Consider the following 17,740-nt stretch of genomic DNA (forward strand, 5'->3'; position numbering starts at 1 on the left):
GCGCGCGGTGGCAAACAATCCGGGGGCAAGCGGCTCGCGTTTGGTATGCAACATGCCAAATACCGCATGCCGTATGCAGCGTAGCGCGCGACAGTAAGGCGTTGTCCGCCTTCGATCGCCGTCTACCCCAACACCCGCTTCTCAACCAAATAATCCACGAACACTCTGAGCTTCGGCAGCAAGTGCCGGTTGCTCGGCCACAGCACCGAGAACCGCCCCGTGTCGGGCAGATAGTCGTCGAGTACAGTCGTCAGCGTTCCGGCCGCGATCGCCTCGCGCACGACGAAGTCGGGCAGATAAGCGATGCCTAAACCTCCCGATGCCGCAGCGATCAACGCTTCGATGCTGTTGCAGATCAGCCCGCCTTCGAGCGCGACAGGTGGTTCGTCCGCGCGCAAGCGCAGGCTCCATGGCTGAAGCTGTCCCGTGGTTGGAAACTTGTAGCGCAAGCACGCGTGCTGCTCCAGCTCGCGCGGCACGAGCGGCACGCCGCGCCGCGCGAAATACCCAGGAGCGCCGGCAAGAACGAAGCGAAACGGCCCAAGCGGCTTCGCCTTCAAGCGCGAGTCGTTCAGCTCGCCGCTGCGAATCACCGCATCGACGCCCTCGGCGATCACGTCGATCAGCCGGTCGTTGAAATCCAGATCGAGCTCGATGTCGGGATACCGCTGCGTGAATTCGGGCAGCACCGGCATCAGCATCCGGTATCCGACCGCCGGCAGGCTCACGCGCAGCCGACCGCTAGGCGTGCCGGTGACGCGCAGCATTTCCGCCTCGGCCTCTTCGATCTCCCCGACGATGCGCTGGCACCGCTCGAAAAACAGCGCCCCTTCCTCAGTCAGACTGATACGCCGCGTACTGCGGTTCAAAAGCCGCACGCCGAGTTTTTCCTCGAGCCGCGCGACGCTCTTGCCGACCGCCGACGCCGACACCCCCAGCCGTTCCCCCGCCGCGACGAAGCTGCGCATCCGGGCGGCGTGGACGAAGGCTAAGAGACCGCTGAGGCTATCCATCGTATCCCTCGATTCGAGAATTTTTGTCCGTTCATGGCGGACGAATAGCGTGTTTTGCCACGATTGCGGCCACTTTATCATCAGTCGAACTCATTCACCGCCTCGTTTCGCCATAAAGCGGCGAGCGCAATTCAAGAGGATTCGATGTCGACTGATTCCGCTACAAAGCGCCGTGCCGGCCGCCGCGCGCCGTTCTCGCGCTCGCCTTCGCCATTGCCGAATGCACGGGCCGAGGCTACCCACCGCCCGCTCGCCGTGCTCGGCGCCGTCTGCCTGGCGGCGGTGACGCTGCCGCTGAGCTTCGCCGGCGCGCCCGTCGCGATCCCGGCGATCAGCCACGATCTCGGCGGGAGTCCCGTCGCGCTGAACTGGATCACCAACGCGTTCATGCTCAGTTTCGGCAGCGTGCTCATGGCGGCGGGAACGCTCGCGGACGTGTTCGGCCGCAAGCGGATCTTCGCGATCGGGATTGCGCTCTTTGTGTTGTTGTCGCTGCTGATCGGCTTTGCGCCGAGCGTCGGCTGGCTCGACGTGTTGCGAGCGGCACAGGGCGTCGCCGGGGCCGCGGCGCTGTCGGGCGGATCTGCCGCGCTCGCGCAGGAGTTCGACGGTGACGCCCGCACGCGCGCGTTCAGCCTGCTCGGCACGACCTTCGGCGTGGGGCTAGCGTTCGGTCCAATCCTCGCGGGGTTCCTCATCGACCGCTACGGTTGGCGTTCGATTTTCGTCTCGAGCGCGCTCATCGGCGTGCTCGTGCTGCTGATCGGCGTGCCGCGCATGCGCGAATCGCGCGATCCGGATGCAGCCGGCGTCGACTGGCCGGGCACCTTCGCCTTCACCGGCTTCCTGGCGACGCTGACATGGGGCGTGCTGCAGGCGCCGGAAAGCGGCTGGACGAGTGGTTTCGTCGTCGGTCTTTTCGCCACATCGGCGGCGTGCGTCGTGGCTTTCGTCGTGATCGAGCGATGCACCGTAAGGCCGATGCTCGATCTCACGCTGTTTCGCTACCCGCGCTTCGTGGGTGTGCAAGCGCTGCCGGTCGCGACCTGCTATTGCTTTGTCGTCCTGCTGATCTTGCTGCCGATCCGCTTCATCGGCATCGAGGGGCGCAGCGAGGTGAGCGGCGGATTGATGATGATCGCGTTATCGGCGCCGCTCTTGTTCGTGCCGTTTGCCGCCGCCCTAGTCACGCGATGGGTGCGGCCGGCGGTGGTGGCGGGCGTCGGGCTGCTGATCGCCGCTTCTGGCCTGTTTCTGCTGTCGCGCATCGAGCCTGGGCAGTCGGCACGCGGCACGATGCTCGCGATGTTCGTCATCGGGTTCGGGACGGGCATGCCCTGGGGGCTGATGGACGGCCTGTCGGTCAGCGTCGTGCCGAAGGAGCGCGCCGGCATGGCGACCGGCATCTTCAGCACGACACGCGTGGCCGGGGAGGGGATCGCGCTCGCGATCGTCGGCGCGCTGCTCGCGGGATTGATTCAAGGAGGGCTCGCGCGCGAGTCGCGTGTCTCCGCCTCGCCGCGTTTAGCCATGGCGGCTCAGCGCGCGGCGACCGGAGACCTGCGCGATGCGGTGGCCCTGATCCCGGGGTTGAGCCACGCGACGCTCGTCAACGTCTACGCGCATGCGTTCCAGACGCTCCTGTATGCGTTGATTGCTATCACGCTGTTGTCCGCGCTGATTGTCTTCGCGTTGCTCACGCAGCCGCATCGCAGCGCGGACGACGCCTAACCGCGCCGCGCGACCAGTTCGGAGACGGTCCGCGAAGCCTGCTGCAGCGGCTCCAGAAACGCTTTCACCATCTGCTTGGCGGACTTGCGCTGCACGTTGCCGCTGATGTTGAGCGCGGCGATGATGCGTCCCTGTCGGTTGCGAATCGGCGCGGACATCGAGATCAGGCCGGCTTCGAGCTCCTGATCGACGATCGCCCAGCCTTGCGCGCCAACTTGCGCGATGGTCTTCTTGAGCTCGTCCCGGTCGACGATCGTGCGCGGCGTGTGCGAGACGATCTGCGTGGCGTCGAGCGTGGCGTCGAGTTCCTTCTCGCTCAACGCCGAAAGCAGCACGCGGCCCATCGACGTGCAATAGGCCGGCAAGCGGCTGCCGATCGAGAGATTGATCGTCATGATCTTGTGCGTCGGCACGCGCAGCACGTAGACGATTTCCGTCCGGTCGAGCACGGCCGCCGAGCAGCTTTCGTGCACCTGCGAGGACAAATCCTCCATGATCGGCTCGGCCAGATTCCAGAACGGCATCGACGTCAGGTAGGCGAAGCCGAGATCGAGGATTCTCGGCGTGAGGCGAAAGAGGCGTCCTTCGGCTTCGACGTAGCCGAGCGTCTGCAGCGTGAGCAGAATGCGGCGCGCGCCCGCGCGCGTGAGGCCGGCAGCGGCGGCGACATCGGTCAGCGTCTGTTCGGGGCGTTCCGAGTTGAACGTGCGGATCACGGCGAGGCCGCGTGCGAACGACTGGACGTAGGAGTCGCCCGGTTTGTCCGGCGCTTCGGAGGTTTCGTCGGAAAGGGGAGGCGACACTTGGGGAGCTTTGCTCATGGCCTGTGGCGAAATGGGGCAGCCGTGAAGATAGCTCAAGGCTCGCCTTTCGCCAACCTTGGGCCAACGGGGGTGATCCGAGGTTCGTCGCTTGCCGGTGCGTTGGGCGGGGAACACCGCCAAGCTTGACAGGGATTTCTCTGAGCCTCTATGATGGCTTTAAATGTTCGATAAGCGATCTTTAGTTCGTATATAGAACATTTCGCAATCCGGCCGCACGGCTTTCTCGTTTGCAACGATCATCGCCGCATGGCCTCCCGCTCGACTGCGCCGCGCCCGGGCGCGCGCGCCGGCATTCAATCTCTGGAGACATCACATGACCGAAGCCTTCCTGTGCGACGCGATCCGCACGCCAATCGGCCGCTATGCGGGTTCCCTGTCGTCGGTTCGTGCCGACGACCTCGGCGCGGTGCCGCTGAAAGCGCTGATGGAGCGCAACAAGGACGTCGACTGGTCGGCCATCGACGACGTGGTCTACGGCTGCGCAAACCAGGCCGGCGAGGACAACCGTAACGTCGCGCGCATGTCGCTCCTGCTGGCCGGTCTGCCGCAGGCGGTGCCGGGTTCGACCGTGAACCGCCTGTGCGGTTCGGGCATGGACGCGGTCGGCATTGCCGCGCGCGCGATCAAATCGGGTGAAGCGGCGCTGATGGTGGCGGGCGGCGTCGAGAGCATGAGCCGCGCGCCGTTCGTGATGGGCAAGGCGCCGACGGCGTTCTCGCGTCAGGCCGACATCCACGACACGACGATCGGCTGGCGCTTCATCAATCCGCTCATGAAGCAGCAATACGGCGTCGATTCGATGCCGGAAACGGGCGAGAACGTCGCGCAGGACTACAACGTGAGCCGCGAGGCGCAGGATGCGTTCGCGCTGCGCAGCCAGCAGAAGGCGGCCCGCGCGCAGCGCGACGGCACGCTTGCGCAGGAAATCGTGCCGGTGACGATCGCGCAGAAGAAGGGCGACCCGATCGTCGTCTCGCAGGACGAGCACCCGCGCGAGACGAGTCTCGAAGCGTTGGCGAAGTTGAAGGGCGTGGTGCGTCCGGACGGCACGGTGACGGCGGGCAACGCATCGGGCGTCAACGACGGCGCGGTCGCCTTGCTGCTGGCGAATGAAGAGAACGCGAAACGCTTTGGCCTGACGCCGCGCGCGCGCGTGCTCGGCATCGCGACGGCGGGCGTCGCGCCGCGCGTGATGGGCATCGGCCCGGCGCCCGCCACGCAGAAGCTGCTCGCGCGTCTGGGCATGACGATCGATCAATTCGACGTGATCGAGTTGAACGAAGCGTTTGCCTCGCAAGGCATTGCGGTGTTGCGCATGCTCGGCGTGGCCGAGGACGATCCGCGCGTGAACCCGAACGGCGGCGCGATTGCGCTCGGTCACCCGCTGGGGATGAGCGGTGCGCGGCTCGTCACGACCGCGACGTACCAACTGCATCGCACGAAGGGGCGCTACGCGCTGTGCACGATGTGCATCGGCGTCGGGCAGGGGATTGCGATGGCGATCGAGCGGGTGTGATGCCTGATTAGGCAGGCTTTGCCGCTTGCCTCACCCCACCTCGCTGACAGCGGGCCGCTTTTATAGCGGCCCGCCGTCGTATCAAGCATCAATAGCGCGCGATCTGATTGCCGTCGACACGTACGCGATCGCCCGGATGCAGATCGCCAGGGTTGGACAAATCGAAGGCGCGCGTCGAGCCGTCGTTGAGCTGCACCGAGACGCGATAGCCGGCCGGCCCGCCCATTTGCTGGCCGATCGAGTTTCCGGCCACCGCGCCGCCCAAGGCGCCGACCACGGTGGCGACATCGCGTCCGTGCCCGCGTCCGATCTGGTTGCCAAGCACGCCGCCGACCACTGCTCCGACCACGGTTCCCGCGACGCCACCAGGACTTGCCGCATTGTTGAGCGGCTGGATGGCCGTCACGGTGCCGTATTGCTGCGAGTAGCCATAGGCCGGCGCAGCAGCCGGGGCCGGTTGATAGGCCGCAGGCGGAGGCGGCTGGTAGCCGGCAGGCGGCATCGGCGCGGGAACAGGTTGGGCGTAGGCCGGCTGCGAGTCGGTGTCCTGCGTGTACGCGGGCTCGGCATATTGCGGCTGTGCGTATTGCGGTTGCGTGTACTGAGGTTGCGCGTATTGCGGCTGGGACGGATATGACGCGTACGGATTCGGCGCCACACAGCCGCTCAGCGCGAACGTTGCGCCGGCTGCGGCAAGGGAAACGAGAAGGCTGGCTTTGGGGAGAAATACGCGCGTCATCGGGTGTCTCTGCATCGAAGCGCCGCTTGCTTGCGGCGGAGTGATCCAACTGCGGATCGGCGCGTGAAGTATAGGGAAAGCGGTGTTTACGGGCGCATGGCTGCGGGTAACAGTGTGTAAAGTCTGTAGCGGCGTGACGCTTGCCGACAAGTCTCGATGCGCGACGTTCGCGGACCGAGCCGCATGTGCAGAAAACAAAACGGCAACGGTGTTAAACCGTTGTCGTTTTGCGTTGCCGTTTTGCTTAAAGCCGCGAGCGATTCAAGCGCTCAGTGCCTCAAACCTCGCCCATGCACAGATACTTGATGACGACATAGTCGTCGATCCCGTAGTGCGAGCCTTCGCGGCCGAGCCCCGATTGCTTGACGCCGCCGAACGGCGCGACTTCGTTCGAGATGAGCCCGGTGTTGATGCCGACCATGCCGTACTCGAGCGCTTCGGCCACGCGCCATACGCGGCTGATGTCGCGGCTGTAGAAGTAGGCGGCGAGGCCGAACTCGGTGTCGTTGGCGAGCTGCACCACTTCATCGTCCGAGGCGAATTTGAAGAGCGGCGCGAGCGGGCCGAACGTTTCTTCCTTCGCGACTTTCATCGCGGGCGTGACGCCGGTCAGCACCGTGGGCTCGAAAAAGCCGTGGCCGAGCGCGTGGCGCTTGCCGCCAGTGACGATCTTCGCGCCTTTAGCCAGCGCGTCCTCGATATGCGCTTCGACCTTCAGCACCGCGGCTTCGTTGATCAGCGGGCCTTGCGTCACGCCGGCTTCGGTGCCGCGACCTACTTTTAGCGCACCGACGGCCGCGCGCAGCTTCTCGGCGAACGCGTCGTACACCTTCTCGTGCACGTAGAAGCGGTTCGTGCAGACGCAGGTCTGTCCGCTGTTGCGATACTTCGAGGCGATCGCGCCGGCCACCGCCGCGTCGAGATCGGCGTCGTCGAACACGATGAACGGCGCGTTGCCGCCGAGTTCGAGCGAGACCTTCTTGACGGTCGGCGCGCACTGCGCCATCAACAGGCGCCCGACGCCGGTCGAGCCCGTGAACGACAGCTTGCGCACGGTCGCATTGCCGGTCAGCTCGCCGCCGATCGTCTTCGGGTCTCCGGTGACGACGCTGAACACGCCCGCCGGCACGCCCGCGCGCTCGGCCAGCACGGCGAGCGCGAGCGCCGAGAGCGGCGTTGCTTCAGCCGGCTTGACGATGATCGGGCAGCCGGCCGCGAGCGCGGGACCGACCTTGCGCGTAATCATCGCGGCCGGGAAGTTCCACGGCGTGATCGCCGCGCACACCCCGATCGGCTCTTTCACGACGACGATGCGCTTGTCCGCGGAGGGGCTCGGAATCGTGTCGCCATAGACGCGTTTCGCTTCCTCCGCGAACCATTCGAGGAACGATGCCGCGTACAGGATCTCGCCCTTCGCTTCGGCGAGCGGCTTGCCTTGCTCGGTCGTGAGGATCAGCGCGAGGTCGTCCGCGTTGTCGAGCATCAGGTCGTGCCACTTGCGCAGCACGACTGAACGCTGCTTGGCGGTCTGCTTGCGCCACGCGCTCCAGGCGCGGTTGGCCGCTTCGATCGCGTGGCGGGTTTCCGCCGCACCCATGTTCGGCACCGTGCCGAGCACGTTGCCGGAGGCGGGATTGCGCACTTCGAACGTCGAGTTGTCGGCGGCGCCTTGCCATTCGCCGGCGATGAACGCCTGCGTGCGCAAGAGCGACGCGTCCTTCAGATTGATCGGTTCCAGATTTGGCATGTTCACTCCAGATGCATTTACGCCGCGAATTTAAGCCGTGACCGCCACGCTTTCCTTCAGCACCTCTTCGAGCAGGCCGAGCGCTTCGTCGAAGACTGCGTCTTGAATGGTGAGAGGAAACAGGAAGCGAACGACGTTGCTATAGACGCCGCACACGAGCAGCAGCAGCCCGCGCTCCAGCGCGCGCGCCTGCACTTTCTTCGTGAAATCGGTATCCGGCTCGTGCGTGCCGGCCTTGAGGAATTCGACGGCGACCATCGCGCCGGGGCCGCGCACGTCGGCGATCTGCGGCACCTCGCGTTGCAGCGACGTGAGCTTGGCTTTGAGCTTGTCGCCGAGCTTCGTCGCGCGCTCGCAGAGTTGTTCTTCGTCGATCACGTCGAGCACGGCATGCGCCGCCGCGACAGCGAGCGGGTTGCCCGCGTAGGTGCCGCCGAGGCCGCCGGGCGCGGCGGCGTCCATGATCTCGGCGCGGCCGACTACGCCAGACAGCGGCATACCGCCCGCCAGGCTCTTGGCGATCGTCATGAGGTCGGGCACCACGTCGTAGTGATGCATCGCGAAGAGCTTGCCCGTGCGCGCGAAGCCGGTCTGCACTTCGTCGGCGATCAAGAGGATGCCGTGCTCGTTGCAGATCTTGCGCAGGCCGCGCACGAACTCCGCGGGCGCGGGATAGAAGCCGCCTTCGCCCTGCACCGGTTCGAAGATGATCGCGGCGACGCGCTTCGGATCGATATCGGCCTTGAAGAGCGTTTCGACCGCGCGCAGCGAATCGGCCGTCGACACGCCGTGCAGCGGATTCGGGAACGGCGCATGGAACACGTCCGACGGGAACGGGCCGAAGCCGAGCTTGTACGGCGCGACCTTGCCGGTGAGCGCCATGCCCATCAGCGTGCGGCCGTGGAAGCCGCCCGAGAACGCGATCACGCCGGGACGGCCGGTGGCCGCGCGGGCGATCTTGACCGCGTTTTCGACGGCCTCGGCGCCGGTCGTGAAGAACGCGGTTTTCTTCGGATGGTCGCCGGGCGCGCGGGCGTTGATTTTCTCGGCCAGCGTGACGTACGACTCGTACGGCACGATCTGATAGGCGGTGTGTGTGAAGCGATCGAGCTGTTCGCGGATCGCCGCGACGATCTTCGGATGACGGTGGCCCGTGTTGACGACCGCGATGCCGGCGGCGAAATCGATGAAGCGGCGGCCTTCGATGTCCCACAGTTCCGCGTTTTCGGCGCGCGCGGCGTAGAAGTTGCACATCACGCCGACGCCGCGCGGGGTGGCGGCGTCTTTGCGGGCATGGAGTTCGGAATTGGTGGACATGCGTTCATCTCCTCGCGTTGGATTGAGTTCGTGTCGATGTGCGGCGTAAAGCCGCCCGATGCAACGACTATAATCAGATTTGGCTCCAATTATTAGAGCCATTTCAATGAAAATGTAGGAGCCAATTTATGCGGGCGAGCGTATTGTCGGACTGGCTGGCGCAGCGGATCGAGCGCGGAAACGGACAACCGGTCTATCGGCAGCTGCATCGGCTGCTGCAGCAGGCGATCCTGTCGCGCGAGCTGCCGGCCGGGACGAAGGTGCCGTCGTCGCGGTTGCTCGCCAACGAACTCGGGATCGCGCGCAATACCGTGACGCAGGTCTACGAGCAATTGGCGCTCGAAGGCTATGTGACTTCGGGGACGGGGCGGGGCACCTTCGTCGCCGATAGCACTCCGGATGAGATCTTGGGCGCGCCTGAGACGGCGGAGCCGGTGCGCAGCGGCGGGGACGCGGGGAAAGCGGTTCGCGCAGCCGGGCAGGGCCCGGGGCTTGGTGCAGGGTTTGGAGCGCCCGCGCCGCCGTTTCAAACCGCGGCGCCTGCGCTCTCGACGCGCGGTACGCGTCTCGTCGCAGGCGCGGGCGTCTCGAAGCGCCAATGGGGCGCGTTCATGCCCGGCGTGCCCGATGTGTCGCGCTTTCCCGCGCAGGTGTGGAACCGCATCAGCAGCAAATACTGGCGCCGGCTGCGCCCGGAACTCCTGACCTACGCGCCGGGCGGCGGTCTGGCGCTCTTGCGCCACGTGCTCGCCGACTACCTGCGCACGTCGCGCTCGGTGCGCTGCACGCCCGAGCAGATCATCATCACCACGGGTATCCATCAATCGGTCGATCTGGCTGTGCGTCTCTTGTCCGACCCCGGCGACGTCATCTGGACCGAAGACCCGTGCTATTGGGGCGTGCGCAGCGTGCTGCACGTGTCGGGGCTGCGCGCGCGTCCGATCGGAGTCGACGCCGAAGGGATCGCGCCTTCGCCCGACGATCTCGCGAATCCGCCGAAGCTGATGCTCGTCACCCCGTCGCATCAATATCCGCTCGGGATGGTGATGACGCTCGCGCGCCGCCGCATGCTGCTCGAATACGCGCGCCAGCACCAGTGCTGGATCATCGAGGACGACTACGACAGCGAATTCCGCTACGGCAGCCGGCCGCTCGCGTCGCTGCAGGGGCTCGATACGGCGGGGCAGGTGATTTATGTCGGGAGCTTCGGCAAGACGCTGTTTCCGGGCTTGCGCGTGGGGTATCTCGTCGTGCCCGAGGCGCTCGCGGAGAGCTTCGCGACCGCGAGCGCCGAGCTGTACCGGGAAGGGCAGCTATTGCAGCAGGCGGTGCTCGCCGAGTTCATCGCCGAAGGGCATTTCACGTCGCATATCCGCAAGATGCGCACGCTTTACGGGCAGCGGCGGCAGAACTTGCTCGATGCGGTCGCGCGGCGCTATGGCGACGCGTTGCCGACGGTCGGCGGCGATGCGGGGCTGCATTTGGTGCTGCAACTGCCGGAGGGCGCGGACGACCGCAAAGTGGCCGCCGCCGCGCTCGAGCGCAATATCGTCGTGCGGCCGTTGTCGGGGTACTACGCGGAACCGGCGCGCTCGGCGTCCGGGTTGCTGATCGGCTATGCGTGCGTACCGGATGAGGAGATCGTGCCGGCGTTCGAGTTGCTGGCGGGGGCGATGGATGAAGCGGGGCTGCGGGAGGGCGTTCTGGAGGCGGGCAGCCAAATTAGATGAAATTATGGGAATTCAATAATTATTTGATTCCCATAATTCTCGCCAATTGGCAGCTCGATGCATTTGACGTGGTGGGCCCTCAAATCACCCTTTCCCGCAACCAAGCCGAAGCCAGATCGAGCAACGTCACCACCACGATCACCATTAACATCACCGCTGCCGTCTGCGGATACTCAAACGAGCGAATCGACTCATACAGCACGACGCCGATGCCGCCCGCGCCGACCATCCCGACCACCATCGCCGAGCGCACGTTCGATTCGAAGCGATAAAGCGCGTACGAGATCCACAGCGGAAACACCTGCGGCAGCACGCCGTAAATGATCTCGTCGAGCTTGCCCGCGCCCGTCGCGCGCACGCCCTCGGCGGGACGCGGATCGATCGCTTCGACCGCTTCCGCGAAGAGCTTCGCGAGCACGCCCGTCGTGTGCACCCACAGCGCGAGCACGCCCGCGAACGGGCCGAGGCCGACCGCGACGATGAACACCATCGCGAACACCATCTCGTTGATCGCGCGGCACGCGTCCATCGCGCGGCGCATCGGCTGCACGATCCACGCCGGCGCCATGTTATGTGCCGACATCAACCCGCAAGGCACCGCGCAGACGATCGCGAGCACGGTGCCCCACAGGGCGACGTCGAGCGTCACGATCATCTGCTGCACATACACGCGCCAGTCCGTGAAATCCGGCGGGAAAAAGCCGCGCGCGAAGTCGCCCATGTTGGACGCGTCGCTGACGAGATCGAGCGGGCGCATGTCTGCGCCGTTCCACGACAGGCCGAGCAGCGCGAACAGCACGATCCAGCCGGCCATCGACATCCAGCTGCGCTTGCCCGCCACCGCGGCGCCGGCAGACAGCGCCGGGCGCGGCGCCGTCTGCTGAGCGGCGTCGCCGCGCGCTCCGGTGATGTCGGCGGTTTTCATTGCTTCGCGCCAGCGGACGCCGTGAGCGCGTTCATCTGCTGTTCGAGGGCCGCTAGCTGCGTCTTCTTGTCGGCGTCGGACAAATGCGCGTCGGACTCGATCTTCTCCTTCTGCTGGAACAGCGCGATTTCGCGGATCGGCACGAGCTGCGCATCCGACGACGCGTCGAAGCCGCTATAGCCCGTGATGTTCGCCATCACGGCCTTCTCGTGCGCATCGGTCTTGCCGTAGTTGACGAAGAAATTGCGCAGCTTGTCTTTCGTCGCTTGCGGCAAGTCCTTGCGCCAGACGAGCGGGTCCGACGGAATCTGCGGCGACGTCCACAGCACGCGCACTTGCGCGTACTTGTCCGGATGCTGCGTCTTCAGCGTGCCGACCTCGACGCTGTTGTTCGTCGCGATGTCGATCTTGTTGTTCACGACGGCGAGCAGATTCGCTTCGTGGCTCGACGGCAGCACGGCCTTGAACGACGTGTTCACCGGCGTGTTGTGCTTCGCGAACAGGTAGTACGCGGGCACGAGCGTGCCCGAGGTCGAATTCGGATCGCCGAAGCCTAGCGTGACGTCCTTGGTGTTCTTGAACACGTCGTCGAGCGTCTTGAATCGGCTGTTCACGTTCGTGATCAAGAGCGAGTAGTAGCCCGATTCGCCGTTGACGTACTTCACTTTCGCGAACACTTCGCCATCCGAACGATCGACCGCCTGGATCGCCGACGCGTTGCCGAAGTAGCCGATCTGCACTTTGTTGAAACGCATGCCTTCGATGATGCCGGCGTAGTCGGTCGCGAAGAATGCCTTCACGTGCAGGCCGGTTTGCTTGTTGAGATCGTCGATGAGCGGCTGCCAGCGCTGCGAGAGCACCGCCGACGAATCGGTCGAGATGATGCCGAAGGTCAAGTCCTCGGCGTGGGCGGCAATCGAAGTGAGCGAGGCGAGCGCTACGGCGCCCGCGATCAGGTGACGAAAGAGTTTCATCGAGGAGCTTCCTGGTGGACGAACAGTTGTTATGAAACAGCGATGCGGAGATGGGTGCCGTCATGGATACCCTCGGACGCCGCTTGCGCGTCCGGCACGAGCAATTCTTCGGCGTCGACGCCGTACAGGCGGTGCAGCAGTTCGGGCGTGAGCGCGGCCGACGGCCCGTCGTAGACGATCTTGCCGCGCCGCATCGCGATGGCGCGCGGACAATAGCGCATCGCGATATCGATCTGATGCAGCGAGACGAGCACGGTCAGTTGATGCTCGCGGTTCAGCGTGCGCAGCATGTCCATCACGCGGCGCGCCGATTCCGGATCGAGCGAGGCGATGGGTTCGTCGGCGAGGATGATCTTCGCGCGCTGCACGAGCGCCCGCGCGAGCGCGGCGCGCTGCTGCTGGCCACCGGAGAGATTGCCCGCGCGCTCCAGCACATGCTCGGCGATGCCGACTTCGGCGAGCGCTGCGAGCGCTCCCTCTTTTTCCGCACGCGAGAACGTGCCGGACAAACGGCGCCAGAACGGCATGCGCGCAAGCGCGCCGACCAGCACGTTGGTCTGCACCGACAGGCGGTTGACGAGATTGAACTGCTGGAACACGACGCCGATATCGCGCCGGATGCTGCGCACTTCGCGCGCGATGCGGCCGTTGCGCTGAATCGGCCGGCCGAGGATCTCGATGTGCGACGGCTGCGGATCCGCCGGGGTGAAGCCCGCGATGTGACGCAGGAGCGTCGATTTGCCGGAGCCGGACGCGCCGATCAGCGCGACCATTTCTCCCGGCTCGATCCGCAGGCCGATTTCGTCGAGCGCCCTGCGGCCGTTGGCGAACGTCTTACTGATTCGTTCGATGCGGATCGCGTCCATGAATTCCTCGGCGCTGAGCGCGCTGCGTTAAGTCATGGGGCATTCTAAGAATCGACTGTGACCGTTCGGTGAAGGTATCTCAACGTCTAGACGACTATATGTTATGAAGATTGTCATCCTGACGAGCGGATTGTGACCCTTGGATGTCGTCTCGGCGATGTCACAAAGTGTTGCCGTAACGACATTCGAAACGACATTAAAAGAGGGTGCGACGAACAGCCGCTGCTACAATAAACTGTCTATATTGTTTAGATTCCACGCGGTGCCGGCGGCGCCGTTTTCCCATCGACTCGGGCTTTCGCGATGACGACCGTGCTGACCCAGGTGCCCGAGACGACCTTCGCCGAATACGAAGACCTGAAGGCGATCCTCGACGCGGGCGCGATGCGCTTTTCGATGCGCGTCGCCTGCGAAACCCAAGCGCAAGGGCACACCTTTCCGGTCTATGTCGCCTCGATCGGCTCGACCGATCCGCAGGCGCCGGCAATCGGTTTTTTCGGCGGCATTCACGGCCTCGAGCGAATCGGCACGCAATTGCTGCTCGACTACATGCGCTCGCTCCTTTACCGGCTCGAATGGGACGAACTGCTGCACAGCCAGTTGCAGTCAGTCCGCCTCGTCTTCATGCCGATCGTGAATCCGGGCGGCATGTGGGCGATGACCCGCGCGAACCCGAACGGCGTCGACCTCATGCGCAACGCGCCGCAGAACGCGGAAGGGCGCGTGCCGTTTCTGGCCGGCGGACAGCGCATCGGGCCGTGGCTGCCGTGGTATCGCGGCAAGGACGGCGCGCCGATGGAAGTGGAGGCCGCGACGCTGTTGCGCGTGGTCGAAGAGGAATTGATGTCGCGGCCGCTCAGCTTCGCGCTCGATTGCCACTCGGGCTATGGCTTTCGCGACAGCATCTGGTTTCCCTACGCGAAATCGAAAAAACACATGGCCCACCTGCCGGAAATGTTCGCCCTGAAGACGATGTTCGAATGCGCCCACCCGCACCACGGCTACGCCTTCGAGCCGCAAAGCCATCAATATCTCGCGCACGGCGACCTGTGGGATTGCGCGTACGACCGCACGAAGGCGCCCAACATTTTCCTGCCGATGACGCTCGAACTCGGCTCGTGGCTGTGGATCAAGAAGAACCCCCTCCAGATCTTCAAACGCGAAGGCATGTTCAATCCGATCAAGGCGCATCGCACGGAACGCGTGCTGCGCCGGCACGTGAATCTGCTCGATTTCCTTGCCCGCGCCGCGTTTGCCGCGCCGCGCTGGCTGCCGCAAGGGGCGGCGCGCCATCAGTTGCTGCAGCGCGCCACCGATCACTGGTACCAGGCGCGCGGCGCATGACGACCTGGATCCTTCTGCGCGGTTTGACCCGCGAAGCGCGCCACTGGGCGGCGCTTCCCGACAAGCTCGTCGCGAGCGGCATCGAAGGCGAGGTGGTGCTCGCCGATTTGCCGGGCAACGGCATTCACTCGGGCGTGCGAGCGCCGGCAAGCGTGCCGGAGATGGTCGATTTCGTGAAGACCGACATCGCCCGTCTCGGCTATGCGCCGCCTTACCGCGTGATGGCGATGTCGCTCGGCGCGATGGTCGCGGCGGCGTGGGCGCAGCGCGCGCCGAAGGATATCGAGTGCCTCGCGCTCATCAACACGAGCATGCGGCCTTTTTCCGGGCCGACCGAACGGCTGCGCCCGAGCGCGTGGATGGAGTTGCTGTGCGCGGCGTGGCGCTGGCGCGACCGGCGCGACGCCGAAGCCGCGATTCACAACCTCACCTGCAACCGGCACGACACGCGCGAGGCCGACTTGACCGCGTGGGCCGAGATCTATCGCAGTGCGCCTGTAAGCCGCGCGAATGCGTTGCGTCAGCTTTGGGCCGCCGCGCGCTTTCAGGCGGCGCCGCATGCGCCGCGCTGTCCGACGCTGGTGTTGTCGTCGCGGGAAGACCAGCTGGTCGACCCCGCTTGCTCGCGAAAGCTCGCGACCGCCTGGCAGGCGACGCACGTCGAGCATCCGTGGGCCGGGCACGATCTGCCGCACGACGATCCGGCGTGGGTCAGCGATACCGTCGCCGCGTGGGGCGCGACGTCGTTCGACAGGCCGCTCAGCGCGCAGCGTTGAGTGAGCGACATGCCGCACAAGATCCTTCCTGCACGAACCGCCGCGCGGCTTGTCGCGCTCTGCGCGGGCGTCGTGCTCGCTGCGCCGGGCGTGACGCGGGCCGCGCCGCCGCTTGCTTATGTGACGAGCGAAACGGCGGGCGTCGGCGTTATCGACCTCGATAAACTGAGTCTCATCAAGACGTTTCCGGTCGGCGCGGATGGTCCACGCGGGTTGAGCCTGACGGCGGACGGCTCGCGGCTTTTGGTGGCGAACAAGAATACCGGGGACCTGTCCGTCATCGATACCGGCACGGGCGCGGTGCTGCAGCGCGTGAAGATCGGCAAGAACCCGGAATTCGTGCGCGTGCACGGCGATTTCGCCTACGTGACGCATGAGCCTGGCAGCGATGCCGCGCCTGTCTCGGCCGGCGGTCACGATGCGAAGGGCGGCAAGGGCGACGATGACGACGATGCGAACAAGCCGCCCGCCGAAATCTCGATCGTCGACTTGAAGAGCCTGCGCGTGATCACTTCGGTGAAGAGCGGGCACGAGACGGAAGGCGTCGAATTTTCGCGCGACGGCGACACGATGCTCGTAACCAACGAGGGCGACGATACGGTCTCCGTCTACGATGCGCGCACGGGCACGCTGAGAAACACCGTGAAGCTGCCTGCGGGCGGCAGGCCGCGCGGGGTGAAGGCGTCGCCGGACGGCAAGGTCTATGTCGTCACGCTTGAATCGGCGAGCCAGTTCGTCGTGCTCGATGCGGGCGATTTCCGAATCTTGAAGACGGTTGATACGAAACTCGGGCCATACGGCGTTGCGTTTGGGCCGGCAGGCAAGCGTCTTTTGATCGCCGCGGCGCGCGACAAGACGCTTCAGGTGTTCGATGCGCAGACCTACGCGCTGGTCGCGGACGTGCCGATTGGGGTGCGCTGCTGGCATTTCACGTTTTCGCCGGACGGGGCGACGCTGCTTGCCGCGTGCGGCCGCTCGAACGCGGTGGTTGCGCTCGATGCGCGGACGTATCAGCCGATCAAGGAAATCGGCGGCTTGCCGCTTGCGTGGGGCATCGTGACGTATCCGAAGGGGGTTGGGTCGATTGAGGCGCCTTGATCGTGGTGGGGCTGTTGGTCTTCGTTGGTGTTATGGAAGCTTTGCGCGGAGTTGATCGAGCAGGGAGGGCCGAAGCTCAATCTTGCTGGCATTGTATTCGCAGCCGTCGAAGACGATCGTGTTGTCCACGATCAGTCTCGAATCGGCTGGTTGGCATGTATAGGTTCTGTCGGCAAGCAATTTTTTGGTTTCACTGTCGTTTACTCGCAAGTAGAGATAGCTGGCATTTAGAAGGCATTGTGTCACCAGGTATTTCCCGTCGTCCGATGCCTGAGTCTCGCAGGCGTGAGTTGTTTTTCTGATCTCCGAAAACCATACATAGTTCGCCGTCAGTCCCACCAGAAGCGGTAGGAAAATCAATGTTGCGATGACTTGCGTTGACCGCTTAAGGCGTTTCCGTCTCTTTGCCTGGGATCCGAACACGATGAATGGGATGGCCAAGAGCAAATACAGAATAACAAGCATTGCTATGACCGGCGATCCAAGCAACACAACGGCGCGAATATTGTTCGAGATGTCGAGCATCATAGGGATGGCTGGATAGGGGCGCTCAGAAGGGGGGGCGGAACTTTGCTACTTCAGTGCCTGGGATCTTGCGATGCTTCGTTAATCGCAACCCGGCTAGCGGGCGACTTTCGAAATTGAGCTCGAAAGCGTAACGCAGGATATTGATTAGCAGAACGGTTTATCGTTAAGCCTTGACGTAAGACATGCGGAATACGCGCCTTGAGTCGAAGCTTGCCGTTGAACCTCGAAAACCACCGGTGTTCCAACCTTACTTCCACGCATACCGCATCCCCACCCACAAGCCTCTCGGCGCACCCGGCCCGACAAACTGTTCATTGACTGGCGCAAACGCGTCAAACGTGTGGTTCGGTCCGTTGAAGAAGTTTTGCCCGAGCACGCCGAAGCTCGCGTAGCGCTTGTTCAGCAGATTCGACATGGTTCCGAACACCTGCAATTGCTTCGTGATCTGGTACGTCGTATCGAGATCGATCAGGAAGTAGCCCGCGATCTTGCCGTTCACGTCCTCGTTGTCTTCGTCGCCGCGCGCGTAGATGCTGCCGCGGTAGGTCAGGTTCGTGCCGATGTTCCACTTCGGCGTCGCTGCGTAGTCGAGCCTGAGTTTGACGGTGTTCG

General features: G+C 64.6%; 15 protein-coding genes and 1 pseudogene. 6 read left to right on the forward strand and 10 right to left on the reverse strand.

Going from position 1 to position 17,740, the window contains the following annotated elements; translation table 11 throughout:
- Positions 1 to 122: 122 nt before the first annotated feature.
- On the reverse strand, positions 123 to 1,013 hold the full coding sequence (locus AAHK20_RS28430; RefSeq protein WP_449184827.1) for a LysR family transcriptional regulator: 891 nt from the start codon (positions 1,011 to 1,013) through the stop codon (positions 123 to 125).
- A gap of 144 nt (positions 1,014 to 1,157) precedes the next feature.
- Here AAHK20_RS28430 and AAHK20_RS28435 point away from each other — a divergent pair, with 144 nt between their 5' ends.
- The gene (locus tag AAHK20_RS28435; RefSeq protein WP_449184828.1) at positions 1,158 to 2,744 is read left to right on the forward strand and encodes an MFS transporter; all 1,587 of its coding nucleotides are present in this window, start codon (positions 1,158 to 1,160) and stop codon (positions 2,742 to 2,744) included.
- Here the strand turns inward: AAHK20_RS28435 and AAHK20_RS28440 are convergent.
- On the reverse strand, positions 2,741 to 3,565 hold the full coding sequence (locus AAHK20_RS28440; protein ID WP_449184829.1) for an IclR family transcriptional regulator: 825 nt from the start codon (positions 3,563 to 3,565) through the stop codon (positions 2,741 to 2,743). The two genes, AAHK20_RS28435 and AAHK20_RS28440, sit on opposite strands and share 4 nt — an antisense overlap.
- Before the next feature lie 316 nt (positions 3,566 to 3,881).
- Here AAHK20_RS28440 and pcaF point away from each other — a divergent pair, with 316 nt between their 5' ends.
- A complete protein-coding gene (pcaF, locus tag AAHK20_RS28445) occupies positions 3,882 to 5,084 on the forward strand; it encodes a 3-oxoadipyl-CoA thiolase (protein ID WP_449184830.1) in 1,203 nt (400 codons plus the stop codon).
- Positions 5,085 to 5,172: 88 nt separating this feature from the next.
- On the opposite strand, the gene AAHK20_RS28450 is transcribed toward pcaF, so the two are convergent.
- From AAHK20_RS28450 to AAHK20_RS28460, 3 genes are all read right to left on the reverse strand, one after another.
- Positions 5,173 to 5,823: an outer membrane lipoprotein gene (locus AAHK20_RS28450; protein WP_449184831.1), complete on the reverse strand. Its 651-nt coding sequence runs from the start codon at positions 5,821 to 5,823 to the stop codon at positions 5,173 to 5,175.
- Positions 5,824 to 6,100: 277 nt separating this feature from the next.
- Positions 6,101 to 7,570 (reverse strand): NAD-dependent succinate-semialdehyde dehydrogenase, encoded by a 1,470-nt coding sequence (locus tag AAHK20_RS28455; protein WP_449184832.1) that lies wholly within the window; start codon positions 7,568 to 7,570, stop codon positions 6,101 to 6,103.
- A 30-nt stretch (positions 7,571 to 7,600) separates the two neighbouring features.
- Positions 7,601 to 8,887, reverse strand: a complete 1,287-nt coding sequence (locus tag AAHK20_RS28460) for a 4-aminobutyrate--2-oxoglutarate transaminase (RefSeq protein WP_449184833.1) — start codon at positions 8,885 to 8,887, stop codon at positions 7,601 to 7,603.
- Between the two features lie 128 nt (positions 8,888 to 9,015).
- Here AAHK20_RS28460 and pdxR point away from each other — a divergent pair, with 128 nt between their 5' ends.
- Positions 9,016 to 10,617: a MocR-like pyridoxine biosynthesis transcription factor PdxR gene (pdxR, locus tag AAHK20_RS28465; protein WP_449184834.1), complete on the forward strand. Its 1,602-nt coding sequence runs from the start codon at positions 9,016 to 9,018 to the stop codon at positions 10,615 to 10,617.
- Between the two features lie 79 nt (positions 10,618 to 10,696).
- Here the strand turns inward: pdxR and phnE are convergent, their stop codons facing one another.
- From phnE to phnC, 3 genes are all read right to left on the reverse strand, one after another.
- Positions 10,697 to 11,437, reverse strand: coding sequence for a phosphonate ABC transporter, permease protein PhnE (gene phnE / locus AAHK20_RS28470; protein WP_449184845.1), 741 nt, complete (start codon positions 11,435 to 11,437; stop codon positions 10,697 to 10,699).
- A gap of 101 nt (positions 11,438 to 11,538) precedes the next feature.
- Complete coding sequence (phnD, locus tag AAHK20_RS28475) at positions 11,539 to 12,516, reverse strand: phosphonate ABC transporter substrate-binding protein (protein ID WP_449184835.1); 978 nt, start codon at positions 12,514 to 12,516, stop codon at positions 11,539 to 11,541.
- A 29-nt stretch (positions 12,517 to 12,545) separates the two neighbouring features.
- Positions 12,546 to 13,382 (reverse strand): phosphonate ABC transporter ATP-binding protein, encoded by an 837-nt coding sequence (gene phnC / locus AAHK20_RS28480; protein ID WP_449184836.1) that lies wholly within the window; start codon positions 13,380 to 13,382, stop codon positions 12,546 to 12,548.
- A gap of 303 nt (positions 13,383 to 13,685) precedes the next feature.
- Between phnC and AAHK20_RS28485 the strand changes: the two genes are divergently transcribed.
- The 3 genes from AAHK20_RS28485 to AAHK20_RS28495 are packed head-to-tail and all read left to right on the forward strand — an operon-like array spanning position 13,686 to position 16,600.
- Positions 13,686 to 14,726, forward strand: a complete 1,041-nt coding sequence (locus tag AAHK20_RS28485) for a M14 family zinc carboxypeptidase (RefSeq protein WP_449184837.1) — start codon at positions 13,686 to 13,688, stop codon at positions 14,724 to 14,726.
- Complete coding sequence (locus AAHK20_RS28490) at positions 14,723 to 15,502, forward strand: alpha/beta fold hydrolase (RefSeq protein ID WP_449184838.1); 780 nt, start codon at positions 14,723 to 14,725, stop codon at positions 15,500 to 15,502. The genes AAHK20_RS28485 and AAHK20_RS28490 overlap by 4 nt, the downstream gene beginning before the upstream one ends.
- 9 nt (positions 15,503 to 15,511) lie before the next feature.
- Positions 15,512 to 16,600 carry a beta-propeller fold lactonase family protein gene (locus AAHK20_RS28495; RefSeq protein WP_449184839.1) on the forward strand — a complete coding sequence of 363 codons (1,089 nt, stop codon included), beginning with the start codon at positions 15,512 to 15,514 and terminating at the stop codon, positions 16,598 to 16,600.
- Positions 16,601 to 16,630: 30 nt separating this feature from the next.
- On the opposite strand, the gene AAHK20_RS28500 is transcribed toward AAHK20_RS28495, so the two are convergent.
- Entirely contained in the window at positions 16,631 to 17,128 is a 498-nt protein-coding gene (locus AAHK20_RS28500) for a hypothetical protein (RefSeq protein ID WP_449184840.1), read from the reverse strand.
- Between the two features lie 247 nt (positions 17,129 to 17,375).
- A pseudogene (locus tag AAHK20_RS28505) lies at positions 17,376 to 17,740 on the reverse strand (TonB-dependent receptor); the annotation flags it as partial.

It is taken from the genome of Trinickia camelliae, assembly GCF_053525655.1.